Source organism: Micromonospora sp. WMMD558 (assembly GCF_049315255.1).
Taxonomy (GTDB): Bacteria; Actinomycetota; Actinomycetes; order Mycobacteriales; family Micromonosporaceae; genus Micromonospora.
Genome location: NZ_CP186061.1, coordinates 1,973,292 through 1,996,902 on the forward strand (window position 1 = coordinate 1,973,292; position 23,611 = coordinate 1,996,902).

The following is a 23,611-nucleotide window of genomic DNA, read 5'->3' on the forward strand; positions in this document are numbered from 1 at the left end:
GTTGGGGCGGTGGCGAAGGGGAGCGGCCTCGGCGTACGTGGCTGGCTGCTGCTCGGGCTGATCACCGTCGTCGTCCTCGCGTCGACCGGGGTGTGGAACCCGTTCCCCGGCATCTGGGACTGGGTCGACCGCAGCGAGCCGATCTCCGAGCCCGACGTGGTCTGGCAGCACCGGATCGGCGGCACGCCGCGCAGCGTCACCTTCGCCGGGGACACCGTCGTGGTCGAGCAGCGCACCCGGGTAGAGGCACGCCGGCTCAGCGACGGCACCCAGCTCTGGGAGCGCAAGGCCGACTGGGCGGCGGTGGCCGGCGGCGACCGGGACGCCGTCGTCGTCGTGGGCAAGCTCCTGGTCAAGGGGTACGAGGTACTCGACCCCACCACCGGCGTCACCCGGCGGCGGGACGACGACGCCGTGGCCGTCTGGACGTGGCGCAACCTGCTGCTCGACGCCCGCTGCGTCGAACCGACCGACTGCACACTCAGCGCCTGGGACCCGCGCGGCACGGCTCCGCTGTGGACGGCGTTCGTGCCCGGCGTCCGCAGCGGCCTGCTCGGTGACAACCCGGCGCTGCTCGACACCCGCCGGCTCGACGCCGTCCGGATCGACGAGGAGGCGGCCGGGCCGGAACCGGTGCCCCCGCTGCTCGGTCTCCCGGTCGACAACCGGGTGCACGTGCTGGACACCGCCACCGGGCGGGTCCTCACCGACGTCGAGCCGGGCCGCGAGGAACGGCTGTCGGTGGTCGGCGGCCGGCTGCTGCGGATCACCGCCCGGTCCCAGGACGGCACCTGCTTCTTCACCATCTCCGGCCGGGACCCGACCACCGGCCAGGAGGCGTGGCAGCGTGCCGGCGTCAACCTGCGGACCGCCGACGCCGCCGGGTGCGCCCAGCGGGAGGACCCGCAGGGCGCGCGCAACGTCCTCCTCGGGGTGGCGCCGGACGGCCGGGAGGCGGTCCTCGACGGGTACGACGGCCGGCTGCTGCTCGTCACCGCCCCCGGTGAGAAGATCGTCGCCGTCGACGACCGGTACGCCCTGGTCCGCGCCGCCGACAAGCGCTCCGTCTCCGCCCGGGAACTCGGCACCGGCCGGATCCGGTGGAGCCGTCCCACCGGCGCGAAGGCGGGGGCCGCGCTCACCCCGTACGCGGCGGTGCTCGCCGAGGACAAGCCGTCCCGGCTGGTGGCGCTCGACCCGCGTACCGGTGCGGAGCTGGCGACCCTGCGGACGGCCGCGAACGCGCTCGCCGTCGGCCCCACCGGCATGATCATCGGTGAGGGCCGGGAGATCGGGTACGTCCGCTTCGGCGGTGCCGCGGTCGCCCCGCCGCCGGCCGGCGGTGACGGGCCGCGGCCGGGCCCCGCCGGGACCGGTGACGTGCCGGCGCCCGAGGACAGCTGCGGGCCGAAGCGGGAGCTGTGCCCCGACCCGGGCAGCTGACCGTGGTCCCACGGCGGCGGCCGCTCCGGCGCCTCCGCCCGGTCCGACCGGCGCCGATGAGAGCGGCGTCCCAGGACCCACCCGGCGGGTGGGACTGATCGACCCTCCTGCCCTAGGCTTTCCGCTCATGAGCAGTGCCGCCGCCTTCTCGTACGCCCCCCTGCTGCCGACCGGTCCCGACCAGACGGAGTACCGCCTGGTCACCGACGAGGGCGTCGACGTCGTCGACGGGCCCGGAGGCCGCCGGTTCCTCACCGTGGAGCCGGCCGCGCTGACCGCGCTGACCGCCGAGGCGATGCACGACATCGCGCACTTCCTGCGCCCCGCGCACCTGGCGCAGCTCCGGTCGATCATCGACGACCCGATGGCCTCCCCGAACGACCGGTTCGTCGCGTTGGACCTGCTGCGCAACGCCAACATCGCGGCCGGCGGCGTGCTCCCGATGTGCCAGGACACCGGCACCGCGATCGTCATGGGCAAGCGCGGCCGGCACGTCCTCACCGACGGCGCCGACGCCGAGGCCATCTCCCGCGGCGTGTGGCAGGCGTACACCCGACTGAACCTGCGGTACTCGCAGCTCGCCCCGCTGACCATGTGGGAGGAGCGCAACACCGGCAGCAACCTGCCGGCCCAGGTGGAGATCTACGCCGAGGACCCGGACGGGCACCCGGACGCGTACAAGTTCCTCTTCATGGCCAAGGGCGGCGGCTCGGCCAACAAGTCGTACCTCTACCAGGAGACCAAGGCCCTGCTGAACCCGACGCGGATGATGCAGTTCCTGGAGGAGAAGCTGCGGCTGATCGGCACGGCGGCGTGCCCGCCGTACCACCTGGCCATCGTCATCGGCGGCACCAGCGCCGAGTACGCGTTGAAGACCGCCAAGTACGCCTCCGCGAAGTACCTGGACGCGCTGCCCACCTCCGGCTCGCTCACCGGGCACGGCTTCCGTGACCTGGAACTGGAGGCGGAGGTGCTGGAGCTGACCCGCAACTTCGGCATCGGCGCGCAGTTCGGCGGGCGGTACTTCTGCCACGACGTACGGGTGGTCCGGCTGCCCCGCCACGGGGCGTCCTGCCCGGTGGCGATCGCCGTCTCCTGCTCGGCGGACCGGCAGGCGGTCGCGAAGATCACCCCGTCGGGCGTGTGGCTGGAACGACTCGAAACCGACCCGGCCCGCTACCTGCCCGACGTCACCGACGCGCAGCTGGACACCTCCGAGGTCGTCCGGGTCGACCTCAACCGGCCGATGGACGAGATCCGCGCCGAGCTCTCCAAGTACCCGGTGAAGACCCGCCTGTCGCTGAGCGGCCCCCTGGTCGTCGCCCGGGACATCGCCCACGCGAAGATCGCCGAGCGGCTGGACGCCGGTGAGCAGATGCCGTCGTACCTGCGCGACCACGCCGTCTACTACGCCGGCCCGGCCAAGACCCCCGAGGGGTACGCCTCCGGCTCGTTCGGCCCGACGACCGCCGGCCGGATGGACGCGTACGTGGAGAAGTTCCAGGCGGCCGGCGGCTCGATGGTGATGCTGGCCAAGGGCAACCGCTCCGCCCAGGTCACCCGCTCCTGTCACCAGCACGGCGGCTTCTACCTCGGCTCGATCGGCGGCCCGGCTGCCCGGCTCGCGCAGGACTGCATCAAGCACGTCGAGGTCCTGGAGTACCCCGAGCTGGGCATGGAGGCGGTCTGGAAGATCGAGGTGGAGGACTTCCCGGCGTTCATCGTCGTGGACGACAAGGGCAACGACTTCTTCGCCGAGGTCACCAAGCCGGTCCTCACCGTCGGCCGCCGCTGAGGTTCCGCGTACGCGTCGGCCGTTCCCCCTCGCGGAGTACGGCCGTCGGCGTCTCCGACGCCGGTGCGCCCGTCCGTCTGGGGACCGGGCGGGCGCACCGCCCCCGTCGGATGCCGCATCCGGCAACCCGGATCGAGTCTCGACCTCCGCCCTGTCGATCCGCTCTCACATCGCTATCACCGGCGTGTGGCGAGCTGTCACCACCGGGCTACGCTGCTGGAAGTTGCCTGGATTCGACGGCGGGGGCGGTAGATGCGGTTCGGGATCCTGGGACCCTTGCGGGTCGGTGGTGGCGATGCCACCGTCACCGCGGGTCGGGACCGGACCGTCCTCGCCATGCTGCTGCTGCGGGCCGGCCGGATCGTGCCGGTGGACGACCTGGTCGACGCGGTCTGGGAGGACCGGCCACCGGCCACCGCGCGAGCCCAGTTGCAGACCTGCGTGTCCCGCCTGCGGCAGCGCCTCGTCGCGCTCGGGCTGCCACCGGAGGCCATCGTCACCGACCCGGTGGGCTACGGCGTACGCACGGCGGACGGTGACCTCGACGCGGAGGTGTTCGCCCGGGAGGTCGACGCCGCCCGGTCGGCCGTCGCCGCCGGCCAGCTCGCGGACGCCCGCCGCCGCTTCCGCGCCGGGCTCGCCCTCTGGCGTGGCCCGGCGCTGAACGGAATCACCAGCCGGAGCGTGCGCCGCCGGGCCCAGGCCCTGGACGAGCAGCGGCTGACCGCGCTGGAGGAGTGCGTGGATGTCGAGCTGCGGCTCGGCCACGCGGCCGACCTGCTCGACGAACTCGCGGAGACAGTGGAACGGCACCCCCTGCGGGAGCGGTTGCGCGGTCACCTGATGCTCGCTCTCTCCGCGGTCGGACGGCAGGCCGACGCGCTCGCCGTCTACCGGGAGGGCCGCCGGTTGTACGCCGAGGAGCTGGGCATCGATCCCGGCGCGGCGTTGCAGGAGCTGCACCAGCGGGTGCTCGCGGGCGACCTCGCCATGACCACCACCCAGCGGACGACGGTCACCTCGGTTCGGGCCCTGCCCCGGGCGATCGACGACTTCACCGGCCGCCAGGACACCATCGCCCGCCTGCTGAAGGAGATCGAGCAGGACGGCACCCGGATCCCGGTGATCGACGGGATGGCGGGCAGCGGCAAGACCACCCTCGCTGTGCACCTGGCGAACCGGATCGCCGGCCGCTACCCCGACGCGCAGCTCTTCATCGACCTGCACGGCCACAGCGAGCGCACGCCACTGTCGCCCACCGCTGCGCTGGCCACCCTGCTGCGGCAGCTGGGCGTGCCGCCCGAGCGCATCCCGGTGCACCTGGACGACCGGCTCACGCTGTGGCGCACCGAGCTGTCCGGGCGCCGGGCGCTGGTGCTGCTGGACAACGCCGCGAGCGCCGACCAGGTCGCGCCCCTGCTTCCCACCGGACCCGGCTGCCTGACGCTGGTCACCAGCCGGCGCCGACTGGTGGGGCTGGACGAGGGGCGTCCCTCCTCGCTGCCGGTGCTCGACCTGGACGAGGCCGTCGAGCTGCTGGGCCGGGTGGCGGGTGCGGACCGGGTCGCGGCCGAACCGGAGGCCGCCGCCGAGGTGGCACGTCGCTGCGGGTACCTGCCCCTGGCCATCCGGCTCGCCGGCGCCCGGCTGGCCCACCGACCGGGGTGGCGGATCGCCGACCTCGTCGACCGGCTGGCCGGCGCCCGCGATCCGCTCGCCGAGCTCGTCGCCGGGCAGCGCTCGGTCGGGGACGCGTTCGCCCTGTCGTACGCCCAGGTGCCCCCGGCAGCGCAGCGCCTTTTCCGGTTGCTCGGCCTGCACCCGGGGATCCGGTTCGACAATTCGGTCGCCGCCGCCCTGACCGACCTGCCGCTGCCCGACGCGCAGGCCCTGCTCGACGAACTCGTCGACGCGCACCTGGTCGACGAACCCGAGCCCGGCCGGTTCCGCCTGCACGACCTGGTCCGCGAGTACGCCCGGCGGCTCCTCGCCGAACCGGAACGGCGGGCCGCCCTGGAACGTCTGCTCGACCATCACCTGTACGTCGCCGACACCGTCAGCGCGCAGATCGAGACGAGCAGCGGCCGAGGGTTGTTCGCCCTGCCGCCACCGCCGCGACCGGACCTGGTGGCTGCCGCGGCGCAGTGGGCGGGTTGGTACGACGAGAACCGGGCGGTGCTGACCGCCCTGGTCCGGCTGGCCGAGGAGGACGGGTTCCGCCGGCACTGCTGGCAACTGGCCCGCGCGACGTGGGGCGCGAACTTCGAGCGGGGCCACCTGGACGACCTGGTCGAGACGCACAGCGCCGGCCTGCGCGCCGCTCAGCGGCTGGGCGACGACGACGCCGTGTCCGTCATGCTCAACTACCTGTCGTCGGCCTACTACCGGCTAGCGCGCATTCCGGAGGCCATTCGGCTCATCGAGATGGCGCTTGACCTGCGGCGCCGACTCGGTTTGGTGCATCAGGTGCGAGTCAGCCTGTGGAACCTGGGCAGTCTGCACGCCGCGAACGGTGACTACCGGCAGAGCAAGGAGTGCTTCGACGAGGCGCTCGGCCTGACCCGGCAGTTCGGTGCGTCCGCCGAATCCGCCAACCTGCTCAACAACCTGGCTGACGCCCTGCTCAACTGGGGACGCTACGACGAGGCGTTGCGGGCCAGCCGGCAGCACCTGCTGAACTCGCGTCAGATACACGACCTGAGGCACGTGTCGCGGGCGATCGGGCACATCGGGGTGATCCGCCACCGGATGGGGGACGTCGAGCCGGCCCGACGGTTGCTGCGGACGGCGCTGGTCCTGAAGCGCCGGTTCGGCAACCGGTACGGGGAGGGCGAGGCGCTCAACGAACTGGGTGCGATGGAGCGCGGGGCGGGCCGGCCGGAGGCGGCAGCGGCACTGCACCGGGAGGCGCTGACCGCGATGATCGACTCAGGCGACCGGATCGCGCAGTGCGCGTCGCGCAACCTGCTCGCGCGGGCGATCCTGGAGCAGGGGGACGTCACCAGCGCGCTGGATCTGTTCCGCCGGGTGCTGAGTGACGCGGCCAGGATCGGCAATCGCTACGAGCAGGCGCGGGCGCTGGACGGGATCGCCCGCTGCCTCCGGACGGACGACCCGGTCGCCGCCCGCGTGCACTGGACGCGGGCGCTCGCCCTGTTCCAGCAGATCGACGTGCCGGAGCGGCACGAGGTGGAGCGGCTGCTCGGCGAGCTGGGCTGAGTCGCTCGGCGCGAACATCTGCACGCCGTGGCGGTGCGCGGCAGGATGGTACGCGTGACGACTCCAGAGGCGACGGGTTACCGGATCGAACGCGACTCGATGGGCGAGGTGGAGGTGCCCGCCGAGGCGCTGTGGCGGGCGCAGACCCAGCGTGCGGTGCAGAATTTCCCGATCTCCGGCCGGGGGATCGAGCCGGCTCAGATCAAGGCCCTGGCGCAGGTGAAGGGGGCCGCGGCTGAGGTCAACGGCGAGCTGGGGGTGATCGACGCGAACGTGGCCGCCGCGATCGTGGCCGCCGCCGCGCACGTGGCCGCCGGTGGGTACGACGACCAGTTTCCGGTGGACGTCTTCCAGACCGGCTCCGGCACGTCCTCCAACATGAACGCCAACGAGGTGATCGCCACCCTGGCCAGCCGGGAGCTGGGCCGGGACGTGCACCCCAACGACGACGTCAACGCCTCGCAGTCCAGCAACGACGTCTTCCCGACGTCGATCCACCTGGCCGCCACCCAGTTCGTGGTGGAGGATCTGCTCCCCTCGCTCCGGCATCTGGCCGAGGCGCTGGAGGGCAAGGCGGTCGAGTTCGAGACCGTGGTGAAGGCGGGCCGTACCCACCTGATGGACGCCACGCCGGTCACTCTCGGCCAGGAGTTCGGCGGGTACGCCGCGCAGGTCCGCTACGGCATCGAGCGGCTGGAGTCGGCGTTGCCCCGCCTCGCCGAGCTGCCGCTGGGCGGCACCGCCGTGGGCACCGGCATCAACACCCCGCTCGGCTTCGCCGCCCGGGTGATCGAGAAGCTGCGCGCCTCGACCGGCCTGCCGCTGTCGGAGGCGCGCAACCACTTCGAGGCGCAGGGCGCGCGGGACGCCCTCGTGGAGACCTCGGGGCAGCTCCGCACGGTCGCGGTCGGCCTGTACAAGATGGCCAACGACATCCGCTGGATGGGCTCCGGTCCCCGCGCCGGCCTGCGCGAGCTGCGCATCCCGGACCTCCAGCCCGGGTCGTCGATCATGCCCGGCAAGGTCAACCCGGTTGTCTGCGAGGCCGTCCGCCAGGTCTGCGCCCAGGTGATCGGCAACGACGCCACCGTCGCCTTCGCCGGCTCCCAGGGCGACTTCGAGCTGAACGTCATGCTCCCGGTCATGGCCCGCAACATCCTGGAGTCGATCAAGCTGTTGGCCGCGTCGAGCCGCCTGTTCGCCGACCGCTGCGTGGTCGGCCTGGTCGCGGACGCCGAGGTCTGCCTGGCGTACGCGGAAGGCTCGCCGTCGATCGTGACCCCGCTCAACCGCCACCTCGGGTACGACGAGGCCGCCTCGATCGCCAAGGAGGCGCTGGCCAAGCAGATCTCCATCAAGGAGGTGGTGATCGCCCGGGGGCACGTCGACTCCGGCAAGCTCACCGAGACGCAGTTGGAGGAGGCGCTCGACCTGCTCCGGATGACCCATCCCTAGCCGTCCTCCGGCCAGCGTGAGCCGGGCCGTCGCGCACGGCCACGGCGCCGCGCCGGCCCGGCACAGCCAGATCGGTGGCAGCGGCGGGTGCGGACGCCCGGCCGGCGGTTGTCGGGGCGGCACCTGGCGGGCTGGCGTGGGCGGCCGGGTCGGGGGGTCCTCGCGGGTGGGGCCGGGCATGGTGGTGCCCTCCTTTGGAGCTGACTCGTTCACGACATCACCCCGGCGCGGCGGGACCGCCCGGCCGGGGGAACGGGCGGTCCCGCGCGGCGCGGCCGTCTCGGGGACTGGGCCGGCCGCGCCGCTCTTCACACTCTGCTGTGGACACCACTACGGTCGGAAGTGTTTCACTACTCGGCGTCGATGGTCAGCGCCGTCGAGTTGGGCCAACAGCCGCCCACCGGCAAGTACCTGGAACAGTTCGACAAAGCCCTCGACACCGGCGGCCTCTTCGGCCGCATGCTGAGCGACCTGGTCAGCCTCGACCGCACTCAGGCCTGGCAGCGTGGCGCGAAAGCGATCATTGCCCAAGCTGCCCGGCTGCGATGGTTTGAACCGTTGTACGTTCCTGGCCTACTTCAGACTGAGGGTTATGCGAGAGCCGTCTTCGAGGCGGGCGGCCTCCTCGATGCCGAAGATCCTGTCAGGCGAAACGCGCCCTACCTGGTGGCGATCGTCGACGAGGCTGCCCTGCGTCGGCGCGTGGGGGAGCGCAAGACCATGGCCGAGCAGTTGCTACACCTCGCGCAGGTCGCCGCCGAGCATCCCCGGGTCCGACCGCACGTCGTTCCTCGCTCGGCCACGGAGTATCCCGGCCTGAGTGGGCCGTTCATCTTGGTGACCTCGGTCGACGGCAGTGACGTGGCCTTCCTCAGCAGCCACATCGGAGGGCAGGAGCTGGATCGACCCCAGGATCTCTCGTTCCTGCGGCAGGTGTGGGAGGTTAGCCTCGGCGAGGCGTGCACACCCGCGCGGTCAATCGACCTGATGAAGGAAGTGGCCAAGGCGTGGAGTTGAGCGGCGCCCGGTGGCGCAAGAGCAGTCGAAGCGGCCAGTCCAACGACTGTGTCGAGGTGGCGACGAATCTGCCGGGGCTGGTGGGGGTGCGGGACAGCAAGGATCCGGCGGGGGCGGTGCTGTGCTTCGGAGCGTACAACTGGCGGGTCTTCGTGGCGGCGTTGCCGCAGCGGAGGTGACCGGCGCGCCCGGCGCGGACGTCCTCGCCCGGCTGGCCCGCGAACGGGTCGTGTGGCTCTGCACGTTGCGGGCGGACGGGTCGCCGCACCTGACGCCGGTGTGGTTCCTGTACCGGGACGGTGAGTGGTGGGTCGGTACGGCCGAGCGGAACCGCAAGGTCCGCAACGTGCTCGCCGACCCACGGGTGTCGCTGGCACTGCCGGACGGCGATTCGCCGGTCGTGGCGGAGGGGACGGCAACGGTGGTGCGGACGCCGTTCCCGGCCGATGTGGTGACGGCGTTCCGGAATCGGTACGACGGCTGGGACGTCTCGGTCGACGGGCCGGACGGCCGGTACGTGCTGTTGCGGATCGCGGTGTCCCGGTGGCTGTTGACCGGCTCGGCGCGTTGATGCATTGACGACATCAGCTCCAAAGCTTCCGATCGGTCACCTCTTTCCGGCGGCCTTGCGGGCGCGGTAGGCGGTGACGGCGGCGCGGTTGCCGCAGCCGGCGTCGCAGAAGCGGCGGGACCGGTTCTTCGACAGGTCGACCAGGACGTTGTCGCAGTCGGGGTGGTCGCAGATCCGTAGCCGGCTCAGCTCGCCGCTGCGGACGAGGTCGGCCATCGCCATCGCCGCCTCCACCGCCATCCGGACGGCGAGAGGCGCGTCGCGGGGCACGGCGTGCAGGTGGTACGGCTCGTTGTCGTGCGTGATGAGCTGCGGCAGGGCGTCGTTCTCCCGGAGCAGCCCGTTGACGATCGCCACGATCTCGTCGGTGTCGGCGTGCCAGAGCCGGCGCAGCCGGGGGCGCAGCCCGCGGACGGCCTCCAGCTCCGCGTCGGTGTGCTCGTGCCGTCCGCTGTACGCGTGGGCGACGAAGAACTCGTCCAGGGCGGCCACGTCCGGCAGGCCCTCGCCGTCGCTGCCGCCGGTGTTGACCAGTGCGGCGGCGGCGATGAGCGAACACTCGGTGTCATGGGCAAAAAGCAACTTGACTCCTGTCAGGGTGCCGGCCTAGCGTCATTGGCGTAGGCATAGTTTGCCCGTGACACCACCGGATCGCCAAGGAGAGTCCCGATGCGCCAACCATCCGTCGGCGGTGCCGGCCTCGCCCTGGCCGTGTTCTCCGCGCTGACGTTCGCCACCTCCGGCACGTTCGCGCGGTCGTTGATCAACGCCGGCTGGTCGGCGGAGGCCGTGGTGGTAGCCCGCGTCGGCCTGGCCGCCCTGGTCGTGGCGTTGCCGGCGGTGCTGGCGCTGCGCGGACGCTGGCCGGTGCTCCGCCGCAATGTCGCGTCGATCGGCGTCTTTGGGCTGCTCGGTGTCGCCCTCGCCCAGGTGTGCTTCTTCAACGCCGTGCGGTACCTGCCGGTCGGCGTCGCGCTGATGCTGGAGTACCTGGGCATCGTGGTCGTCGTCGGCTGGATGTGGCTGGCCCACGGGCAACGCCCGCGCCGGCTGACCGTCGCCGGCTCGGCCGCGGCCCTGGCCGGGCTCGCGCTCGTGCTCGACCTGACCGGCGCCGGCCGCCTCGACCCGGTGGGCGTGCTCTGGGGGCTCGGCGCGGCGATCGGGCTGGCCGGCTACTTCGTGCTCGCCGGGCGGGTCGACGCGAACCTGCCGTCGGTGGTCATGGCCTCCGGCGGGATGGCCGTCGGGGCGGCCGTGCTGCTGCTCCTCGGACTGGTCGGCGTGCTGCCGCTGCGGGCGACCTTCGGCGACGTCGACTTCGCCGGGCAGCGCGCGAGCTGGCTCCTGCCGGTGGCGGGGCTGGTGCTGGTGGCGGCGGTGATCGCGTACCTCTCCGGGATCGCCGCGGCGCGCATCCTCGGCGCCCGGCTGGCGTCCTTCGTCGGCCTGACCGAGGTGATGTTCGCGGTGCTGATCGCCTGGCTGGTGCTGGACGAGCTGCCGACCCTGGTACAACTGCTCGGCGGCGGGTTGATCGTCGCCGGAGTGGCCCTGGTACGCCTCGACGAGCCTCGCGACACCCCGGCGGCGGGCGAGCCGGAGCCCGCGCTGGCCGCCGGCCGCTGACGGCTGGGAACGGTGGGCGCCGGGGCGCGCCGAAGTGTCCACTTTGACGGACCTGCCCGGCGTCTCGGGCCGTCTTAGGGACGAAGACGATCTGTCGGGCGTAATGGGGTAGGTGTCTGGCGTAAAGCGTTCCGGTGTTGTGTGATGGCTGCCACGTCCCTCAACGAGAGGATCCGATGTGAGCAAGCGTTTCACCGCTGGTGCCGTCGCTACCGCAACGGCCCTGGCACTGACGGTGACCGGGCTGGGGGTGCCGGCGGGTGCCGCACCCGCCAACACCCGCACATTCACCGTCGTCTCCGAGAACGGCGTCACCGCTGACGCGGCCATCGCCGCGATCCGGGCGGCCGGGGGCACGGTGGTGTCCCGGACCGACGACGTCGGCATGTTCCAGGTCACCAGCGACCGGGCTGACTTCGCGGCCCGCGCCACGGCCGCCTCGGCCCTGATCGGTGCCGCCGAGCAGAAGGCCATCGGTCGCAAGCCCAAGGTCGACCGGGTCGAGCAGGAGCACCTGCTGGCCGCCGCGGCCGCCAAGGGCTCCGGCGAGCGCCGGTCGGCGCGGATGGACCCGCTGGACGAGAAGCTGTGGGGTCTGGACATGATCCGGGCCGACAAGGCCCGCAAGGTCGAGCCGGGCGACCGGCGCGTCACCGTCGGCGTCCTGGACACCGGCGTCGACGCCAGCCACCCGGACATCGCGCCGAACTTCGACTGGAAGCTGTCCCGCAACTTCGCCCCCGACATTGTCGACGTGGACGGTGAGTGCGAGGTCGCGAGCTGCGTCGACCCGGTCGGCACCGACGACGGCGGCCACGGCACGCACGTGGCGGGCACCATCGGCGCCGCCGCCAACGGCTTCGGCCTCTCCGGCGTCGCGCCGAAGGTCTCCCTGGTCGAGCTGAAGGGTGGCCAGGACTCCGGCTACTTCTTCCTGGAGCCGGTGGTCAAGTCTCTGCTGCACGCCGGCAAGGCCGGCCTCGACGTGGTCAACATGTCGTTCTACGTCGACCCGTGGCTCTACAACTGCACCGCCAACCCGGCCGACTCGCCCGAGGACCAGGCCGAGCAGCGCGCCATCATCGAAGCGATGAAGCGGGCGCTGAACTACGCCCACAACCGGGGCGTCACGCTGGTCGGCGCCCTCGGCAACAACCACGAGGACCTCGGCGACCCGCGGGTCGACACCTCCAGCCCGGACTACGGCGACACCCCGCCGTACCCGCGGCCGATCGACAACGACAGCTGCTGGGACCTCCCGGCGGAGGGCCCGCACGTCATCGGTGTCTCCGCGCTCGGTCCGTCGGGCAAGAAGTCCGACTTCTCCAACTACGGTACGGAGCAGATCAGCGTGGCCGCGCCGGGTGGCTGGTTCCGAGACGGCTTCGGCACCGACACCTTCCGGACCGACGCCAACATGATCCTCTCCACGTACCCGAAGAAGGTGCTCCAGGAGGAGGGCTCGGTCGACGAGGACGGCAACGTCGTGCCGGAGGCCGCGACGTTCGTGTTCAAGGAGTGCAAGCGCAACGGTGAGTGCGGGTACTACACGTACCTGCAGGGCACCTCGATGGCCGCGCCGCACGCCTCGGGCGTGGCCGCGCTGATCGTCAGCAGGTACGGCAAGCAGCAGGGTCGGGCCGGCTACGGCATGAACCCGGACCTGGTCGAGCAGCACCTGTACCGCACGGCCGCCGAGCACGCCTGCCCGGAGCCGCGGCTCCAGCAGTACCGCAACGAGGGCCGCGACGAGACCTTCGACGCGTACTGCGCCGGTGGGCTCAACTTCAACGGCTTCTACGGGTACGGGATCATCGACGCGTACGCGGCGGTGACCAGCCCGCTCAAGCCGAACGCCCGCCCGTAAGGGCCAGATCGACCCTGGGGGCCCGGTCGACCGTCGCGGTCGGCCGGGCCCTCCGGCTCTGATCGACTCCGGTTCATGGAAGTCGGGCCATCGGTGCGTGGTGGATACCGCGACTTCATGGAAGTCGAGTCGATCAAGGACGCCAACCGCGCGAGGTGAGCGCGGCGCGCACCTCGGCGGCGATCTTTGGGAACTCCTGATACAGGCGACGACTGGTCACGTGCAGCACCAGCCAACCAGATGTCACGAGCTGGTTGAGCCGCTGGCGGTCGAGGTGGAGCCGCTCCCGGTCGTGGTGCCAGTGGCCGTCGTACTCGACCGCCACCCGGTACTCCGGCCACGCGAGGTCGGGATGGAGGACGCGGCCGGTCGGCAGGCGGACCGGATGCTGGGCGACCGGTCGGGGCAGGCCCGCCAGGGCCATCCGCACCCGTAGGTGCGACTCGGGTGGTGACTGTGCACCCGGGTCGGCGAGATCGAACACCCAGCGGGCCCGCTTCCCGCCGGGCCGGCCCCCGCGTAGACCCGCCTCCGCCAGCAGCGCCGACCGCGTGGTCAGGCCCTGTCGGAGCAGCGCGTCGAGGATGCTGACCGCCCGGACCGGTTCCAGCCAGACAGCGGTCTCCCACGCGGCCTGGGTGGGCCCCGTTCGAGCGCAGCCGCCGTCGGACGTCGGCGAAGAGGCCGGATTGCCTTCGCGCCCCGGCCCGGAGGGATGATCGTCCGCCCCGGCGACGTGCAGCCGGATGCCCTTCTGCGCGCCGACCCGGCGGGACTGGGGGACGAGCACGTGGACATCGTCGGCGAAGGTGGCCGCGTGTTCGACGCCGTGCAGGTACGCGGCCGAGGGGCCGGCGAACAGCGCGCCGTCCGGCAGGCGCAGCGCGGCGGCGCGGCACGCCAACGCGTGATCCCGCTCCAGCCGCGCGTCGGCGTACACGTCGTGGCGGAGGCGGACCCAGGCCGAGCTCCGGAGCTGATGCTCGGTGAGCAGCCGTCGACGGACGGCGTCCGAGCCACGGAACACCTGCCAGGCGAGGGTGGCGGGCCGATGCGGTCGAGGTGGCATGCCGACCAGCGTGCGGCGTCCGGTGGTGTGGGGACAGACCTGTGGACAACTGCCGGCCCCGTCCCCGCCGTCGCCTGTGGACAAACCGTGATGCGGCCGGTCAGGTGTGGTACAGGCGAGATCAACTCGTCATCCTGGAGGTCGGGCTGTCGCAGTGACTCGGAAACCCCGACCTCAATGACGTCGAGTGGATCAAGGGTCAGCGGAGGGCGGCGGCGACGGCGGTGGCCGCCGCGAGCACCTGCGCGCCGACCGTCTCGGTGTCCAGGGCTGCCAACGACACCACGCCGACGCTCGCCTCCAGGCCGGGTACGCCCAGCACCGGCGCCGCCACCCCGTACGCCCCGGACTGCAACTCCCCTGCGGTGCTCACCGGGCCGGCGGCGCCCGACCGGCCGGCGAGGATGGCCCGGCCCGCGGCCCCGCGTTCCAGCGGATGCCGTGCCCCGGTCCGGTACGCCACGTGGAACGCCGTCCAGCTCGGCTCCACCACGGCCAGCGCGACGCCCTCGCCGCCCTCGACCACGGTCAGGTGGGCGGTCGCGCCGGCCTGCTCGGCGAGCCGGCGCAGCGCGGGCAGCGCCCCCTCGGCCAGCAGCGGCTGGGCCCGCCGGGCGAGGTGCAGCACACCGGCCCCGAGCCGCAGCCGGCCGTCGGCGTCGCGGCGCAGCATCCCGTGCGCGGTCAGCGGCGCGACCAGCCGGTAGACGGCCGCGCGGCCGATGGCCAGCCGGTTCGCCGCCTCCGTGACGGTCAGCCCACCGGGCGCGTCGGCGACCAGGTGCAGCAGCCGCAGCCCGCGGTCCAGGGTCTGTGCGCTCTCACCCCCGCGCACCTCGGTCCCACCGCGTCCACCGGCCGCCGGAGCCACCCGGGCCGGCGGCGCGCCGGTCGCCTGGCCGGTGCCGGGCGGCAGCTCGGGGTCCCGGGCCGTCGGGTCGCTGCCGGGTCGGGCGGTGGTGTCCACGACCAGCAGCGTACGACCCGGCTCCGGGCGACCCGGAAAAGCGGGGACGGATACCCTTGTACGGTGACGCTACGCCTGTATGACACCGCCACCCGATCGGTGCGGGACTTCGTCCCGCGGGAAGCCGGCAAGGTGGGGGTCTACCTGTGTGGTCTCACCCTCCAGGCGCCGCCGCACATCGGGCACCTTCGCTCCGGCGTGAACTACGACGTGCTGCGCCGGTGGCTGCTCGCGCACGGTCTGGAGGTCCGGTTCGTCCGGAACCTCACCGACATCGACGACAAGATCCTCGTGAAGGCGCAGGAGCAGGGCCGGCCGTTCTGGTCGATCGCGTACGCCAACGAGTTGAAGCTCGCCGCCGCGTACCGGGCGCTGAACGTGCTGCCCCCGACGTACGAGCCGCGGGCGACCGGGCACATCCCGGAGATGCACGAGCTGATCGCGAAGCTCATCGACACCGGGCACGCCTACCCGGCCACCGACGGCTCCGGCGACGTCTACTTCGACGTGTGCTCCTGGCCGGCGTACGGGGCGCTGTCCAACCAGTCCCCGGACGACATGCAGTCCGCCGGCGACGCGCCCGACCGGGGCAAGCGCGACCCGCGCGATTTCGCCCTGTGGAAGGGCGCCAAGCCGGAGGAGCCGGCGGACGCGTACTGGCCGTCGCCGTGGGGACGGGGCCGGCCCGGCTGGCACATCGAGTGCTCGGCGATGTGCTGGCGCTACCTGGGCGCCGAGTTCGACATCCACGGCGGCGGGTTGGACCTGACGTTCCCGCACCACGAGAACGAGCTCGCCCAGTCGCAGGCGGCCGGGCTGTCGTTCGCGCGGTTCTGGGTGCACCACGGCCTGCTCAACATCGGCGGCGCGAAGATGGGCAAGTCGCTGGGCAACACGCTCGACCTGACGTACGTGGACTCGCTCGGGGTCCGCCCGGTGGAGCTGCGCTACTACTACGCCGCCGCGCACTACCGGTCGGCCATCGACTACTCGGAGGACGCGCTGCGCGAGGCGGCCGTCGCGTACCGGCGTGTCGAGGGCTTCGTCCAGCGGGCCGCCGAGCGGGTGGGCGCGGGGTCGCTCGGCGAGGTGCCGGCCGCCTTCGCCGCCGCCATGGACGACGACCTCAACACGTCGGCCGCGCTCGCCGTGGTGCACGAGGTGGTCCGGGACGGCAACACCGCCCTGACCGGTGGCGACGATGTGACCGTGCGCACCGCACTCGGCCAGGTGCGCGCCATGCTGGATATCCTCGGTGTCGACCCCCTGGACCCGGCGTGGACCGGTGGCGGCGGCGCGGAGGACCTGCGCGCCGTGGTGGACTCCCTGGTGGCCCTGGCCCTCGAGCAGCGCGCGCAGGCGCGCAGCCGGAAGGACTGGGCCGCCGCCGACGCGGTACGCGACCAGCTCAAGCAGGCCGGCGTGGTGGTCGAGGACACCCCCCAGGGCCCCCGTTGGACTATTGGAGAGCAGGACTGATGGCCGGCAACTCGCAGCGCCGTGGCCGGCGACTGACGCCGAAGAAGGGCGCCACGAAGGGCTCCGGCGGCAAGGGTCGGGACGCCCTCGCCGGGCGGGGTCGCACCCTGCCCGCCGACGAGCGGCCGTGGCACAAGGCGTACTCGGGCACCGAGAAGCTGCCCCAGCGCACCGCCTGGAAGCAGGAGAAGGAACGCCGGGCCGCCACCGAGGAGGGGCGCGCCCCCAAGATCGGCCAGCCCGGCACGAAGGACACCACCTGGGGCAGGGGCGGTGGCCGGGGGGTACCCGCCGGCAAGGGCGGCGGGAAGGGCCGGCCGGCCGGCCGCGGCGGCCCCCGGGTCGCCCCGGGCCGCAAGGCCAACCCGGCGAAGGACGCGCCGGAGCTGCTGGTCGGCCGCAACCCGGTGCTGGAGTCGCTGCGGGCGAACGTGCCGGCGACCGCCCTGTACGTGGCGCAGGGTATCGACATCGACGACCGGGTCAACGAGATCGTCCGCACCGCCGCCGACCGGGGCATCGCGCTCCTCGAGGTCAGCCGCGCCGAGCTGGACCGGATGACCGGCGGCGTGCTGCACCAGGGCGTCGGGCTGCAGGTGCCGCCGTTCGCGTACGAGCCCTTCGAGGACCTGATGGCCGCCGCCCTGGAGCAGGCCGCGCCGCTGCTGGTCGCGCTGGACGGGGTCACCGACCCACGCAATCTGGGCGCCGTGATCCGGTCCGCCGCCGCGTTCGGCGCGCAGGGTGTGTTCGTACCCGAGCGGCGGGCCGCCGGGATCACCGCGACCGCCTGGCGGACCAGCGCCGGCGCGGCCGCGCGCGTCCCCGTCGCCCAGGTGACCAACCTGACCCGGTCGCTGAAGGCCTGCAAGGAGGCCGGCTTCATCGTGGTCGGCCTGGACGCCGACGGCGAGACCGACCTGTACGACCTGGAAGCCGCCGTCGGCCCGCTCGTGGTGGTGGTCGGTTCCGAGGGGCGCGGGCTGTCCCGGCTGGTCGGCGAGACCTGCGACCTGACCGTCAGCATCCCGATGATCTCCGACGTGGAGTCGCTCAACGCCAGCGTCGCCGCGGCCGTGACCCTCGCCGAGGTGGCGCGCCGCCGGGCCGTCGAAGGCTGACGGTTCCGTAGACACACGAAAGGGGCGGTCCGCCGAAGCGGGCCGCCCCTTTTCTCGTACGTCAGATCCGGACGCCGGTCTTCGCGTGGAAGACGTGGCTGCGGCCGGTACGCGGCTTGACGAACACGGTGTCACCCATGTTCGGCATGCTGCGCCGGTCGGTGCGGACGACGAAGCGCTCGTTGGCGCCACCCAGCGCGGCGTGGCCGTAGACGTTGGCGTCCGAGCCCAGGTCCTCGACCAGCTCGACGACCACCGGCATGCCGCCCTCGGTGGGGCTGACCAGGTCGCAGTCCTCCGGGCGGAAGCCCACGGTCACCTTGCCGTCGCCACCCTCGGCGCGGGCCGCCTCGACCTGCTCGCGGGTGAGCGGGACGTACATCTCGGCGAACTCGGCGCCCTTGTCGTTCAGCGGCACCGTCTTGATGTTCATGGCCGGGGAGCCCATGAAGCCGGCGACGAAGACGTTCGCCGGGGTGTCGTAGAGCGCCCGCGGGGTGTCGACCTGCTGCAGCTCACCGTCGAGCAGGACGGCCACCCGGTGACCCATGGTCATGGCCTCGACCTGGTCGTGGGTGACGTAGACGGTGGTGACGCCGAGCTTGGCCTGGAGCGACGCGATCTGCGTACGGGTCTGGACCCGCAGCTTGGCGTCGAGGTTCGACAGGGGCTCGTCCATGAGGAAGACCTGCGGCTCGCGGACGATCGCCCGGCCCATGGCCACCCGCTGGCGCTGGCCGCCGGAGAGCGCCTTCGGCTTGCGGCTGAGGAAGTCCTCCAGCTGGAGCAGCGCCGCCGCCTCCTTGACCCGCCGGTCGATCTCCGACTTCGAGGTCTTGCGCAGCTTGAGCGCGAACGCCATGTTCTCGTACACCGTCATGTGCGGGTAGAGGGCGTAGTTCTGGAAGACCATCGCGATGTCGCGGGCCTTCGGCGGCAGGTGCGTGACGTCCCGGTCGTCGATGTAGATCGAGCCCTGGTCGACGTCCTCGAGGCCGGCGAGCATGCGCAGGCTGGTGGACTTGCCGCAACCGGAGGGGCCGACCAGGACCAGGAACTCGCCGTCGCCGATCTCCAGGTCGAGCTGGTTGACGGCGGGCCGCTCGGTGCCCGGGTAGATCCGGGACGCCTTGCTGTAGGTGACCGTAGCCATGGGGGGATGCTTCCTTTCACCGGCAGGAACGTGCCGGACGATCCGAGTGAAGGAGCGACCGGCACCCTGCGGGTACCGGCCAACGGCCAACACCCCGTCTGTCGAGGTGTCGACCGTGTCACTGCACGGTAATCGCCTTTTTCTGCGGTGCCAAGGTGAGGAAGCCGCGGGGGAGACCGACGGCATACGCATACCGGTCACTCGGGCACGGTGCGGCACCAATCGACGCAGACTGCGGCCGGGTCGGGTCGGCATGTTGACGTTTCCCGTGCTCGGGACGCCTGGCGCACGGGAAATCCGGACGTCAGTCGCTATGCTGACCACGGCACCACGCGCCCCTGTAGCTCAGCTGGCCAGAGCACTCGCCTTGTAAGCGAGATGTCGCCGGTTCGATCCCGGCCGGGGGCTCCAATTCCACCAGCAACTCGCAGCGGGCTTTCGTGGGCGAGGGCCGGTTGGCAGCAACCGCCCTCATGACCGCGCCGAAGACCCGCCGTGGCCGCCACGACGTACCGAGGCGTGGGGCCGGCGGACCGGCCTAAGCCGTGGGTCCCGGAGTCGGCGGCCCACCGTCCAGGCCGCGAACCTGGGGCGCTTCGATGGTCGCCACGCCCTCCGCATTCCCTCGGCGACGACCAAACGTGTGCCACACGTGCCAGCCCATGAGCGCACTGATCAGCGCGTAGACTGCTGCGGCCCGCCACATTTCAGCATCATGCGACGCTGCGGCCACGACCGCTGTCACGGTGCCGATACACATGATGGTGAGGAGGACGACCCGCGCGGCTGGCCACTTGATGTACGCCTTGACGATCCAGTACATGCCGACGAACGGGATCACCAGGATGACCCCGACAAGCCACAGACAACCCGCTGCGCCCGAAAGGTTCGGCGCGGGGTTCGGCCGTGAGCGTGCGGTGGAGCGGGAGCGAGTGACGCGGTGTTCATTGACCCAGTGGCCACGCCTCCAATGCCTACGACGCCGATAGGTCGTCATGGGGCTCCCTCGTAGGCACGGGCGATCGCTGGCCTTGTCGCAACTGGACTGGAAGCCCACCGCCACGTCAAAGGTGGAAGAGGCCCCCGACGCGCCGAGGGCCTCCGCGACTTTCCTCAAGTGTCAGCAAGAGAACCCGGAAGGAGAGCCTTAGGCGCCGCACGGGCAGAGTACCTATCAAGATCCAGTACAGCAGTCGTCCAAACGGATACCTCGGGTTGTCAGAGGTCGCCGATCTCTCGGTGCCGCAGGTGGGTGCAGTGGGCGACCGTGGCGTCGTCGGGGGCCCGGGCAGCGGGGCTTCCGGCGGTGTGCCCGGCTGTTCCCGGTCGTCCCGTTTGCCGGGCGGCGAGGGGCGTCCAGCGGCTCCCGGGCCCGGTGCCGCAGGTTTGCCGGCGAGGTCGGCGGGGAGGCGGTAGCGCGGACCGGCCGCCGCGACGCGGACGGTTCGGATGCCATCACCGTCACAGCGAACGGATGCCAGCCATGACAAGCGACTTCGCACGCAACGCCGGCACGGGACTTCGCTTTGCCCGGTCGGCCTTCCTGGGGTCGAGTCTGGTCTTCGCCGGACTGGCCCCAACGCCTGCGGCGACCGCCACCGCGGCCGACGCGCCGGTCGACCTGAGGACGGCGGGCACCTACGCGGTCCTCGCCGACGGTTCGGTGACGAACAGCGGGGACACCGTCGTCAACGGGGACCTCGGGGTGCACCCGGGCACGGAGGTGACCGGATTCCCGCCGGGCGTGGTGAACGGGCAGGTGAACGCGGGCAACGCCGCGGCGGAACGGGCGCAGTCCGACCTGACCACCGCGTACGAGGATGCGGCGGGACGACCGTCGAGCCGGACGGTCGGGCCGCAGCTCGACGGCCAGACGCTCACTCCGGGGGTGTACCGGGCGTCGGCGGACGCGAATCTGGACGGCACGCTCACGCTGGACGCGCAGGGCAACGCCGGCGCGGTCTTCATCATCCAGGTGGACTCCGGCCTGACCACCGCGCAGAACAGCGACGTGCGGGTGGTCAACTCTCCCGGACCGGCCTGCAACATCTTCTGGACGGTCGGCGACTCCGCCAACCTGGGCACCAACACGTCCTTCGTCGGCCGGATCATGGCCGTCAACGCGGTCACGCTCGAATCCGCCGCGAAGATCGAGCAGGGCGGGGCCCTGAGCCGTGACGGTGCGGTCACGCTGGACACCAACGCGGTCGACCGGTCCGACTGTGCGGCGCCGGCGGCGCCGACCCGGGCGCCGAGCCCGACCAGCCCGACGCCGGCGCCGACCGTGAGCCCGACGTCGCCGAGCCCGAGCCCGACGACGCCGCGCCCGACCCGGACCACGCCGAGCCCGACGTCGCCGACGCCGAGCCCGACCGGCACGACGCCGAGCCCGACGACGCCGAGCCCGACGACGCCGAGCCCGACCGGCACGACGCCGAGCCCGACCACGCCGAGCCCGACGACGCCGAGCCCGACCGGCACGACGCCGAGCCCGACCACGCCGAGCCCGACGACCCCGGAGCCGGACGAGACGGAGCCGGAGACCGCCGCGCCCGGGCCGGACCTGACGGTCCCGGGGGCACCGGGGACAGAGGTCCCGCCGGAGGCGGCGGGCACTGACAACGGGTGATCCGCCCGACCGGAGCGGCGTCCCAGCGGGCGCCGCTCCGGCCACGGCGGACGTTTCTGCGCGTACCCCCGAGGGGTACGGGCGTCGCGGCTGCCGTGGGCGGCAGGCGTCAGGTGGCGGTGAGGACCTGGCGCAGGGTGACGGCGAACGCGTCCGGGTCGCCCTGCATGCCGAACTCGCCGCTCATGAAGCCGGCGTGGTGGCTGGGGAAGGTGACCGCCGTGGTGCCGAGCCGCTCGGCGACGGCCAGCCCCGCCCGGTGGGCCAGCTCGCCCGCGGACGCGGCGCCGACACCCACCACGATGCGGGTCGGTGCCGCCCGCAGGGCGTCGAAGTCGGGCTCGTAGTGCGTGCAGGTCATGATGTTCTGGCCGAACATGGGGTCGCCGCGGGTGCCGTCGTCCTCACTCGGCAGTCCGAGGTCGGCCGGGGACGGCGCGGGCCGCTCGGCGAACCCCGCCGGGAGCGGGCCCCGATGGCTGACGACCGCGATGAACTTCGCCATCGCCGGGCCGAAGCCCTCCCGGTCGTACGTCCGGCGGATGTGCACGACCGCCGCCAGCGCCTCCTCCCGGTCGGGCAGCACCTGGGCGGCGGGCGGCTCGTGTGCCACCAGGGTGCGCACCTGCTCCGGGTGCCGGGCCACCAGCGCGAGCGCGTTCACCGCGCCGCCGCTGCTGGCGAAGATGTCGACCGGTCCACGGCCGAGCGCGTCGATCAGCCGGTGCAGGTCGTCGGCGTGCTGTTCGGGCGTCGACTCGGCGCCGTCGTCCGTCCGCTCGCTCCGGCCGATCCCGCGCGGGTCGTACGTCACCACCGTGCGGTCGCCGAAGTGCTCCGCCAGGCTGGCGAAGCCGCTGGCCGCCATCGGTGACCCGATCATCAACAGGATCGGCTCGCTGGTCGCCTCGGCCTCGCGGACGTCGTAGTGCAGGACGGCGCCGGGCACGTCGAGGGTGTGCGGCATCAGTCGCCCTTCCTGTCGTGGGACGCCCGGTCGACGCCCTTGTGGACGCGTACGGTGCGCTCGACGAGCTCACGTAGCGCGCCCTCGTCGACGTTGTCGAGCCGCTTGAGGTAGAGGCAACCCTTGCCGGTCTTGTGCGGACCGAGCCGGGTGAGCAGCGCCGGGTAACGCTCCTCGTAGCCGCCGACCAGGTAGACGACGAGCTGCTGCCTGCGCGGCGAGAAGCCGACCAGCGGCCAGTCACCCGTGCGCCCGCTTCCGTAGGTGTAGCGGTAGCTCCCGAAGCCGACGATGCTCGGCCCCCACATCACCGGCGGCTCACCGGTGATGTCGCGCAGGATCCCGCACAGGCGGAGCGCGTCGGCCCGCCGGCGCTCGTCGGGAACCGCCGCGAGGAACTCGTCGACACTGGCGTCGGTCGGCACGGTCACCGGCTGCTTCGATGTGGCCACGACGGCGATGCTGCCACGCCGGTACGACATCCGCCCGGATTCGTCCGCAGCAGCGACGGCAGCCGGTCAGGGAGCACCGGCGGCGGTGCGCGGCCCACCGATCTTGGAAGAATCCGACCCCTGGAGGGGCCCGATTCCTCCAAGATCTCCAAGCGGTCAGTCCCGGGCTCGGGCCCAGCCGGTGAAGCGTTCCGTGAGGCGGGCCGGCGGGACGTCGTGGTCGAGCGCGGCGAGCTGTTCGGCCGCCTCGACCTGAAGGGTGGCGAGGTAGATCAGCAGGGCGGCCCGGTCATGGCGGTACTCACCGAGGAGCCGTAGCTTCGCCGGCGAGCACGGCCAGGCGATCCCGCAGGCGACGCACCGCCAGGTCGGCCGGGACGGCACGTGCTCGGGGCGGCGCGGCATCAGGGCCGGGCCTCGTCGCGGGCCCACGGCAGGGCCGCCGGCACGGGGAAGGGCCAGGCCCGGAACACGACCGTCCCGGCGCCCTTCCAGCACTCGTGCGGGCCGTCGTGCCCGGGGACGAGATTGCAGGTCGCGCGCCAGCGTCCCGCGCCGTCGACCGCACCGCAGATCTTTCCGAGTACGCGGGCCGCGTCGTAATCCGCAAGACTCACGAGCCTGCCGCCTCCCTCGACCGTTGGAGGGGCCGCCCCACCCGTCCTGCCGGGACGGCCCCGCGACTGGACGCGACCGCCGGGCTTCGGGTACCTCCACCGGCCGCGCCGTCCACAAAGAACCCTGCACGCTGTTGCCGACCGGATACACAGCGTTGCAG

The 23,611-nt window shown here is 72.5% G+C and carries 20 protein-coding genes, 1 tRNA gene and 1 pseudogene; 13 read left to right on the plus strand and 9 right to left on the minus strand.

The window, feature by feature from the left end:
• Positions 1–9 precede the first annotated feature (9 nt).
• From ACN26Y_RS09625 to ACN26Y_RS09655, 7 genes and pseudogenes are all read left to right on the plus strand, one after another.
• Positions 10–1,443 carry a PQQ-binding-like beta-propeller repeat protein gene (locus ACN26Y_RS09625; RefSeq protein ID WP_155329961.1) on the plus strand — a complete coding sequence of 478 codons (1,434 nt, stop codon included), beginning with the start codon at positions 10–12 and terminating at the stop codon, positions 1,441–1,443.
• A 127-nt stretch (positions 1,444–1,570) separates the two neighbouring features.
• Positions 1,571–3,238: a fumarate hydratase gene (locus tag ACN26Y_RS09630; protein WP_422734624.1), complete on the plus strand. Its 1,668-nt coding sequence runs from the start codon at positions 1,571–1,573 to the stop codon at positions 3,236–3,238.
• A gap of 252 nt (positions 3,239–3,490) precedes the next feature.
• Entirely contained in the window at positions 3,491–6,457 is a 2,967-nt protein-coding gene (locus tag ACN26Y_RS09635) for a BTAD domain-containing putative transcriptional regulator (RefSeq protein ID WP_422734625.1), read from the plus strand.
• Between the two features lie 45 nt (positions 6,458–6,502).
• Positions 6,503–7,912 carry a class II fumarate hydratase gene (locus ACN26Y_RS09640; protein ID WP_196255893.1) on the plus strand — a complete coding sequence of 470 codons (1,410 nt, stop codon included), beginning with the start codon at positions 6,503–6,505 and terminating at the stop codon, positions 7,910–7,912.
• Between the two features lie 351 nt (positions 7,913–8,263).
• A pseudogene (locus tag ACN26Y_RS09645) lies at positions 8,264–8,929 on the plus strand (DUF5753 domain-containing protein); the annotation flags it as partial.
• On the plus strand, positions 8,920–9,108 hold the full coding sequence (locus ACN26Y_RS09650) for a DUF397 domain-containing protein (RefSeq protein ID WP_155329966.1): 189 nt from the start codon (positions 8,920–8,922) through the stop codon (positions 9,106–9,108). The pseudogene ACN26Y_RS09645 and the gene ACN26Y_RS09650, both read left to right, overlap by 10 nt.
• Positions 9,105–9,500, plus strand: coding sequence for a TIGR03618 family F420-dependent PPOX class oxidoreductase (locus ACN26Y_RS09655; RefSeq protein WP_155329967.1), 396 nt, complete (start codon positions 9,105–9,107; stop codon positions 9,498–9,500). The genes ACN26Y_RS09650 and ACN26Y_RS09655 overlap by 4 nt, the downstream gene beginning before the upstream one ends.
• Before the next feature lie 36 nt (positions 9,501–9,536).
• On the opposite strand, the gene ACN26Y_RS09660 is transcribed toward ACN26Y_RS09655, so the two are convergent.
• Positions 9,537–10,082, minus strand: coding sequence for a CGNR zinc finger domain-containing protein (locus ACN26Y_RS09660; protein WP_155329968.1), 546 nt, complete (start codon positions 10,080–10,082; stop codon positions 9,537–9,539).
• Between the two features lie 87 nt (positions 10,083–10,169).
• Between ACN26Y_RS09660 and ACN26Y_RS09665 the strand changes: the two genes are divergently transcribed.
• Together ACN26Y_RS09665 and ACN26Y_RS09670 are read left to right on the plus strand one after the other, a co-directional pair.
• Positions 10,170–11,129: an EamA family transporter gene (locus ACN26Y_RS09665; protein WP_155329969.1), complete on the plus strand. Its 960-nt coding sequence runs from the start codon at positions 10,170–10,172 to the stop codon at positions 11,127–11,129.
• Between the two features lie 178 nt (positions 11,130–11,307).
• Positions 11,308–12,996 (plus strand): S8 family serine peptidase, encoded by a 1,689-nt coding sequence (locus tag ACN26Y_RS09670; protein WP_155329970.1) that lies wholly within the window; start codon positions 11,308–11,310, stop codon positions 12,994–12,996.
• 133 nt (positions 12,997–13,129) lie between these two features.
• On the opposite strand, the gene ACN26Y_RS09675 is transcribed toward ACN26Y_RS09670, so the two are convergent.
• Together ACN26Y_RS09675 and ACN26Y_RS09680 are read right to left on the minus strand one after the other, a co-directional pair.
• Positions 13,130–14,065, minus strand: coding sequence for an endonuclease domain-containing protein (locus ACN26Y_RS09675; protein ID WP_155329971.1), 936 nt, complete (start codon positions 14,063–14,065; stop codon positions 13,130–13,132).
• Between the two features lie 199 nt (positions 14,066–14,264).
• Positions 14,265–15,032: an IclR family transcriptional regulator gene (locus tag ACN26Y_RS09680; protein ID WP_422734626.1), complete on the minus strand. Its 768-nt coding sequence runs from the start codon at positions 15,030–15,032 to the stop codon at positions 14,265–14,267.
• Positions 15,033–15,095: 63 nt separating this feature from the next.
• Here ACN26Y_RS09680 and cysS point away from each other — a divergent pair, with 63 nt between their 5' ends.
• Together cysS and rlmB are read left to right on the plus strand one after the other, a co-directional pair.
• A complete protein-coding gene (gene cysS / locus ACN26Y_RS09685; RefSeq protein WP_155329972.1) occupies positions 15,096–16,511 on the plus strand; it encodes a cysteine--tRNA ligase in 1,416 nt (471 codons plus the stop codon).
• The gene (gene rlmB / locus ACN26Y_RS09690) at positions 16,511–17,632 is read left to right on the plus strand and encodes a 23S rRNA (guanosine(2251)-2'-O)-methyltransferase RlmB (protein ID WP_155329973.1); all 1,122 of its coding nucleotides are present in this window, start codon (positions 16,511–16,513) and stop codon (positions 17,630–17,632) included. The genes cysS and rlmB overlap by 1 nt, the downstream gene beginning before the upstream one ends.
• Before the next feature lie 61 nt (positions 17,633–17,693).
• On the opposite strand, the gene ACN26Y_RS09695 is transcribed toward rlmB, so the two are convergent.
• Positions 17,694–18,785, minus strand: coding sequence for an ABC transporter ATP-binding protein (locus tag ACN26Y_RS09695; protein ID WP_155329974.1), 1,092 nt, complete (start codon positions 18,783–18,785; stop codon positions 17,694–17,696).
• A 334-nt stretch (positions 18,786–19,119) separates the two neighbouring features.
• Between ACN26Y_RS09695 and ACN26Y_RS09700 the strand changes: the two genes are divergently transcribed.
• Positions 19,120–19,196 (plus strand) — tRNA-Thr (locus ACN26Y_RS09700).
• Positions 19,197–19,323: 127 nt separating this feature from the next.
• On the opposite strand, the gene ACN26Y_RS09705 is transcribed toward ACN26Y_RS09700, so the two are convergent.
• Complete coding sequence (locus ACN26Y_RS09705) at positions 19,324–19,626, minus strand: hypothetical protein (protein ID WP_155329975.1); 303 nt, start codon at positions 19,624–19,626, stop codon at positions 19,324–19,326.
• 642 nt (positions 19,627–20,268) lie between these two features.
• On the opposite strand from ACN26Y_RS09705, the gene ACN26Y_RS09710 reads away from it, so the two are divergent.
• The gene (locus tag ACN26Y_RS09710; protein ID WP_422734627.1) at positions 20,269–21,414 is read left to right on the plus strand and encodes an ice-binding family protein; all 1,146 of its coding nucleotides are present in this window, start codon (positions 20,269–20,271) and stop codon (positions 21,412–21,414) included.
• A 109-nt stretch (positions 21,415–21,523) separates the two neighbouring features.
• Here the strand turns inward: ACN26Y_RS09710 and ACN26Y_RS09715 are convergent, their stop codons facing one another.
• The 4 genes from ACN26Y_RS09715 to ACN26Y_RS09730 all read right to left on the minus strand — a co-directional run bounded on the left by ACN26Y_RS09715 (position 21,524) and on the right by ACN26Y_RS09730 (position 23,450).
• Entirely contained in the window at positions 21,524–22,381 is an 858-nt protein-coding gene (locus ACN26Y_RS09715) for an alpha/beta fold hydrolase (RefSeq protein WP_155329977.1), read from the minus strand.
• Positions 22,381–22,833, minus strand: coding sequence for a DUF1801 domain-containing protein (locus ACN26Y_RS09720; protein ID WP_230688942.1), 453 nt, complete (start codon positions 22,831–22,833; stop codon positions 22,381–22,383). The genes ACN26Y_RS09715 and ACN26Y_RS09720 overlap by 1 nt, the downstream gene beginning before the upstream one ends.
• Before the next feature lie 156 nt (positions 22,834–22,989).
• Positions 22,990–23,238 (minus strand): flavin reductase, encoded by a 249-nt coding sequence (locus tag ACN26Y_RS09725; protein ID WP_155329979.1) that lies wholly within the window; start codon positions 23,236–23,238, stop codon positions 22,990–22,992.
• The gene (locus ACN26Y_RS09730; RefSeq protein ID WP_155329980.1) at positions 23,238–23,450 is read right to left on the minus strand and encodes a hypothetical protein; all 213 of its coding nucleotides are present in this window, start codon (positions 23,448–23,450) and stop codon (positions 23,238–23,240) included. Before ACN26Y_RS09730 ends, ACN26Y_RS09725 begins: the two co-directional genes overlap by 1 nt.
• Between the last annotated feature and the right edge of the window lie 161 nt (positions 23,451–23,611).

Excerpts from the sequence above, each read along its gene's own strand:
- ACN26Y_RS09710 (WP_422734627.1), top strand. The coding sequence starts at position 20,269 with ATGACAAGCGACTTCGCACGCAACGCCGGCACGGGACTTCGCTTTGCC.
- ACN26Y_RS09630 (WP_422734624.1), top strand. The coding sequence starts at position 1,571 with ATGAGCAGTGCCGCCGCCTTCTCGTACGCCCCCCTGCTGCCGACCGGT.
- rlmB (WP_155329973.1), top strand. The coding sequence starts at position 16,511 with ATGGCCGGCAACTCGCAGCGCCGTGGCCGGCGACTGACGCCGAAGAAG.
- ACN26Y_RS09675 (WP_155329971.1), bottom strand. The coding sequence starts at position 14,065 with ATGCCACCTCGACCGCATCGGCCCGCCACCCTCGCCTGGCAGGTGTTC.
- ACN26Y_RS09640 (WP_196255893.1), top strand. The coding sequence starts at position 6,503 with ATGGTACGCGTGACGACTCCAGAGGCGACGGGTTACCGGATCGAACGC.
- ACN26Y_RS09635 (WP_422734625.1), top strand. The coding sequence starts at position 3,491 with ATGCGGTTCGGGATCCTGGGACCCTTGCGGGTCGGTGGTGGCGATGCC.
- ACN26Y_RS09695 (WP_155329974.1), bottom strand. The coding sequence starts at position 18,785 with ATGGCTACGGTCACCTACAGCAAGGCGTCCCGGATCTACCCGGGCACC.
- ACN26Y_RS09665 (WP_155329969.1), top strand. The coding sequence starts at position 10,170 with ATGCGCCAACCATCCGTCGGCGGTGCCGGCCTCGCCCTGGCCGTGTTC.
- ACN26Y_RS09725 (WP_155329979.1), bottom strand. The coding sequence starts at position 23,238 with ATGCCGCGCCGCCCCGAGCACGTGCCGTCCCGGCCGACCTGGCGGTGC.
- ACN26Y_RS09715 (WP_155329977.1), bottom strand. The coding sequence starts at position 22,381 with ATGCCGCACACCCTCGACGTGCCCGGCGCCGTCCTGCACTACGACGTC.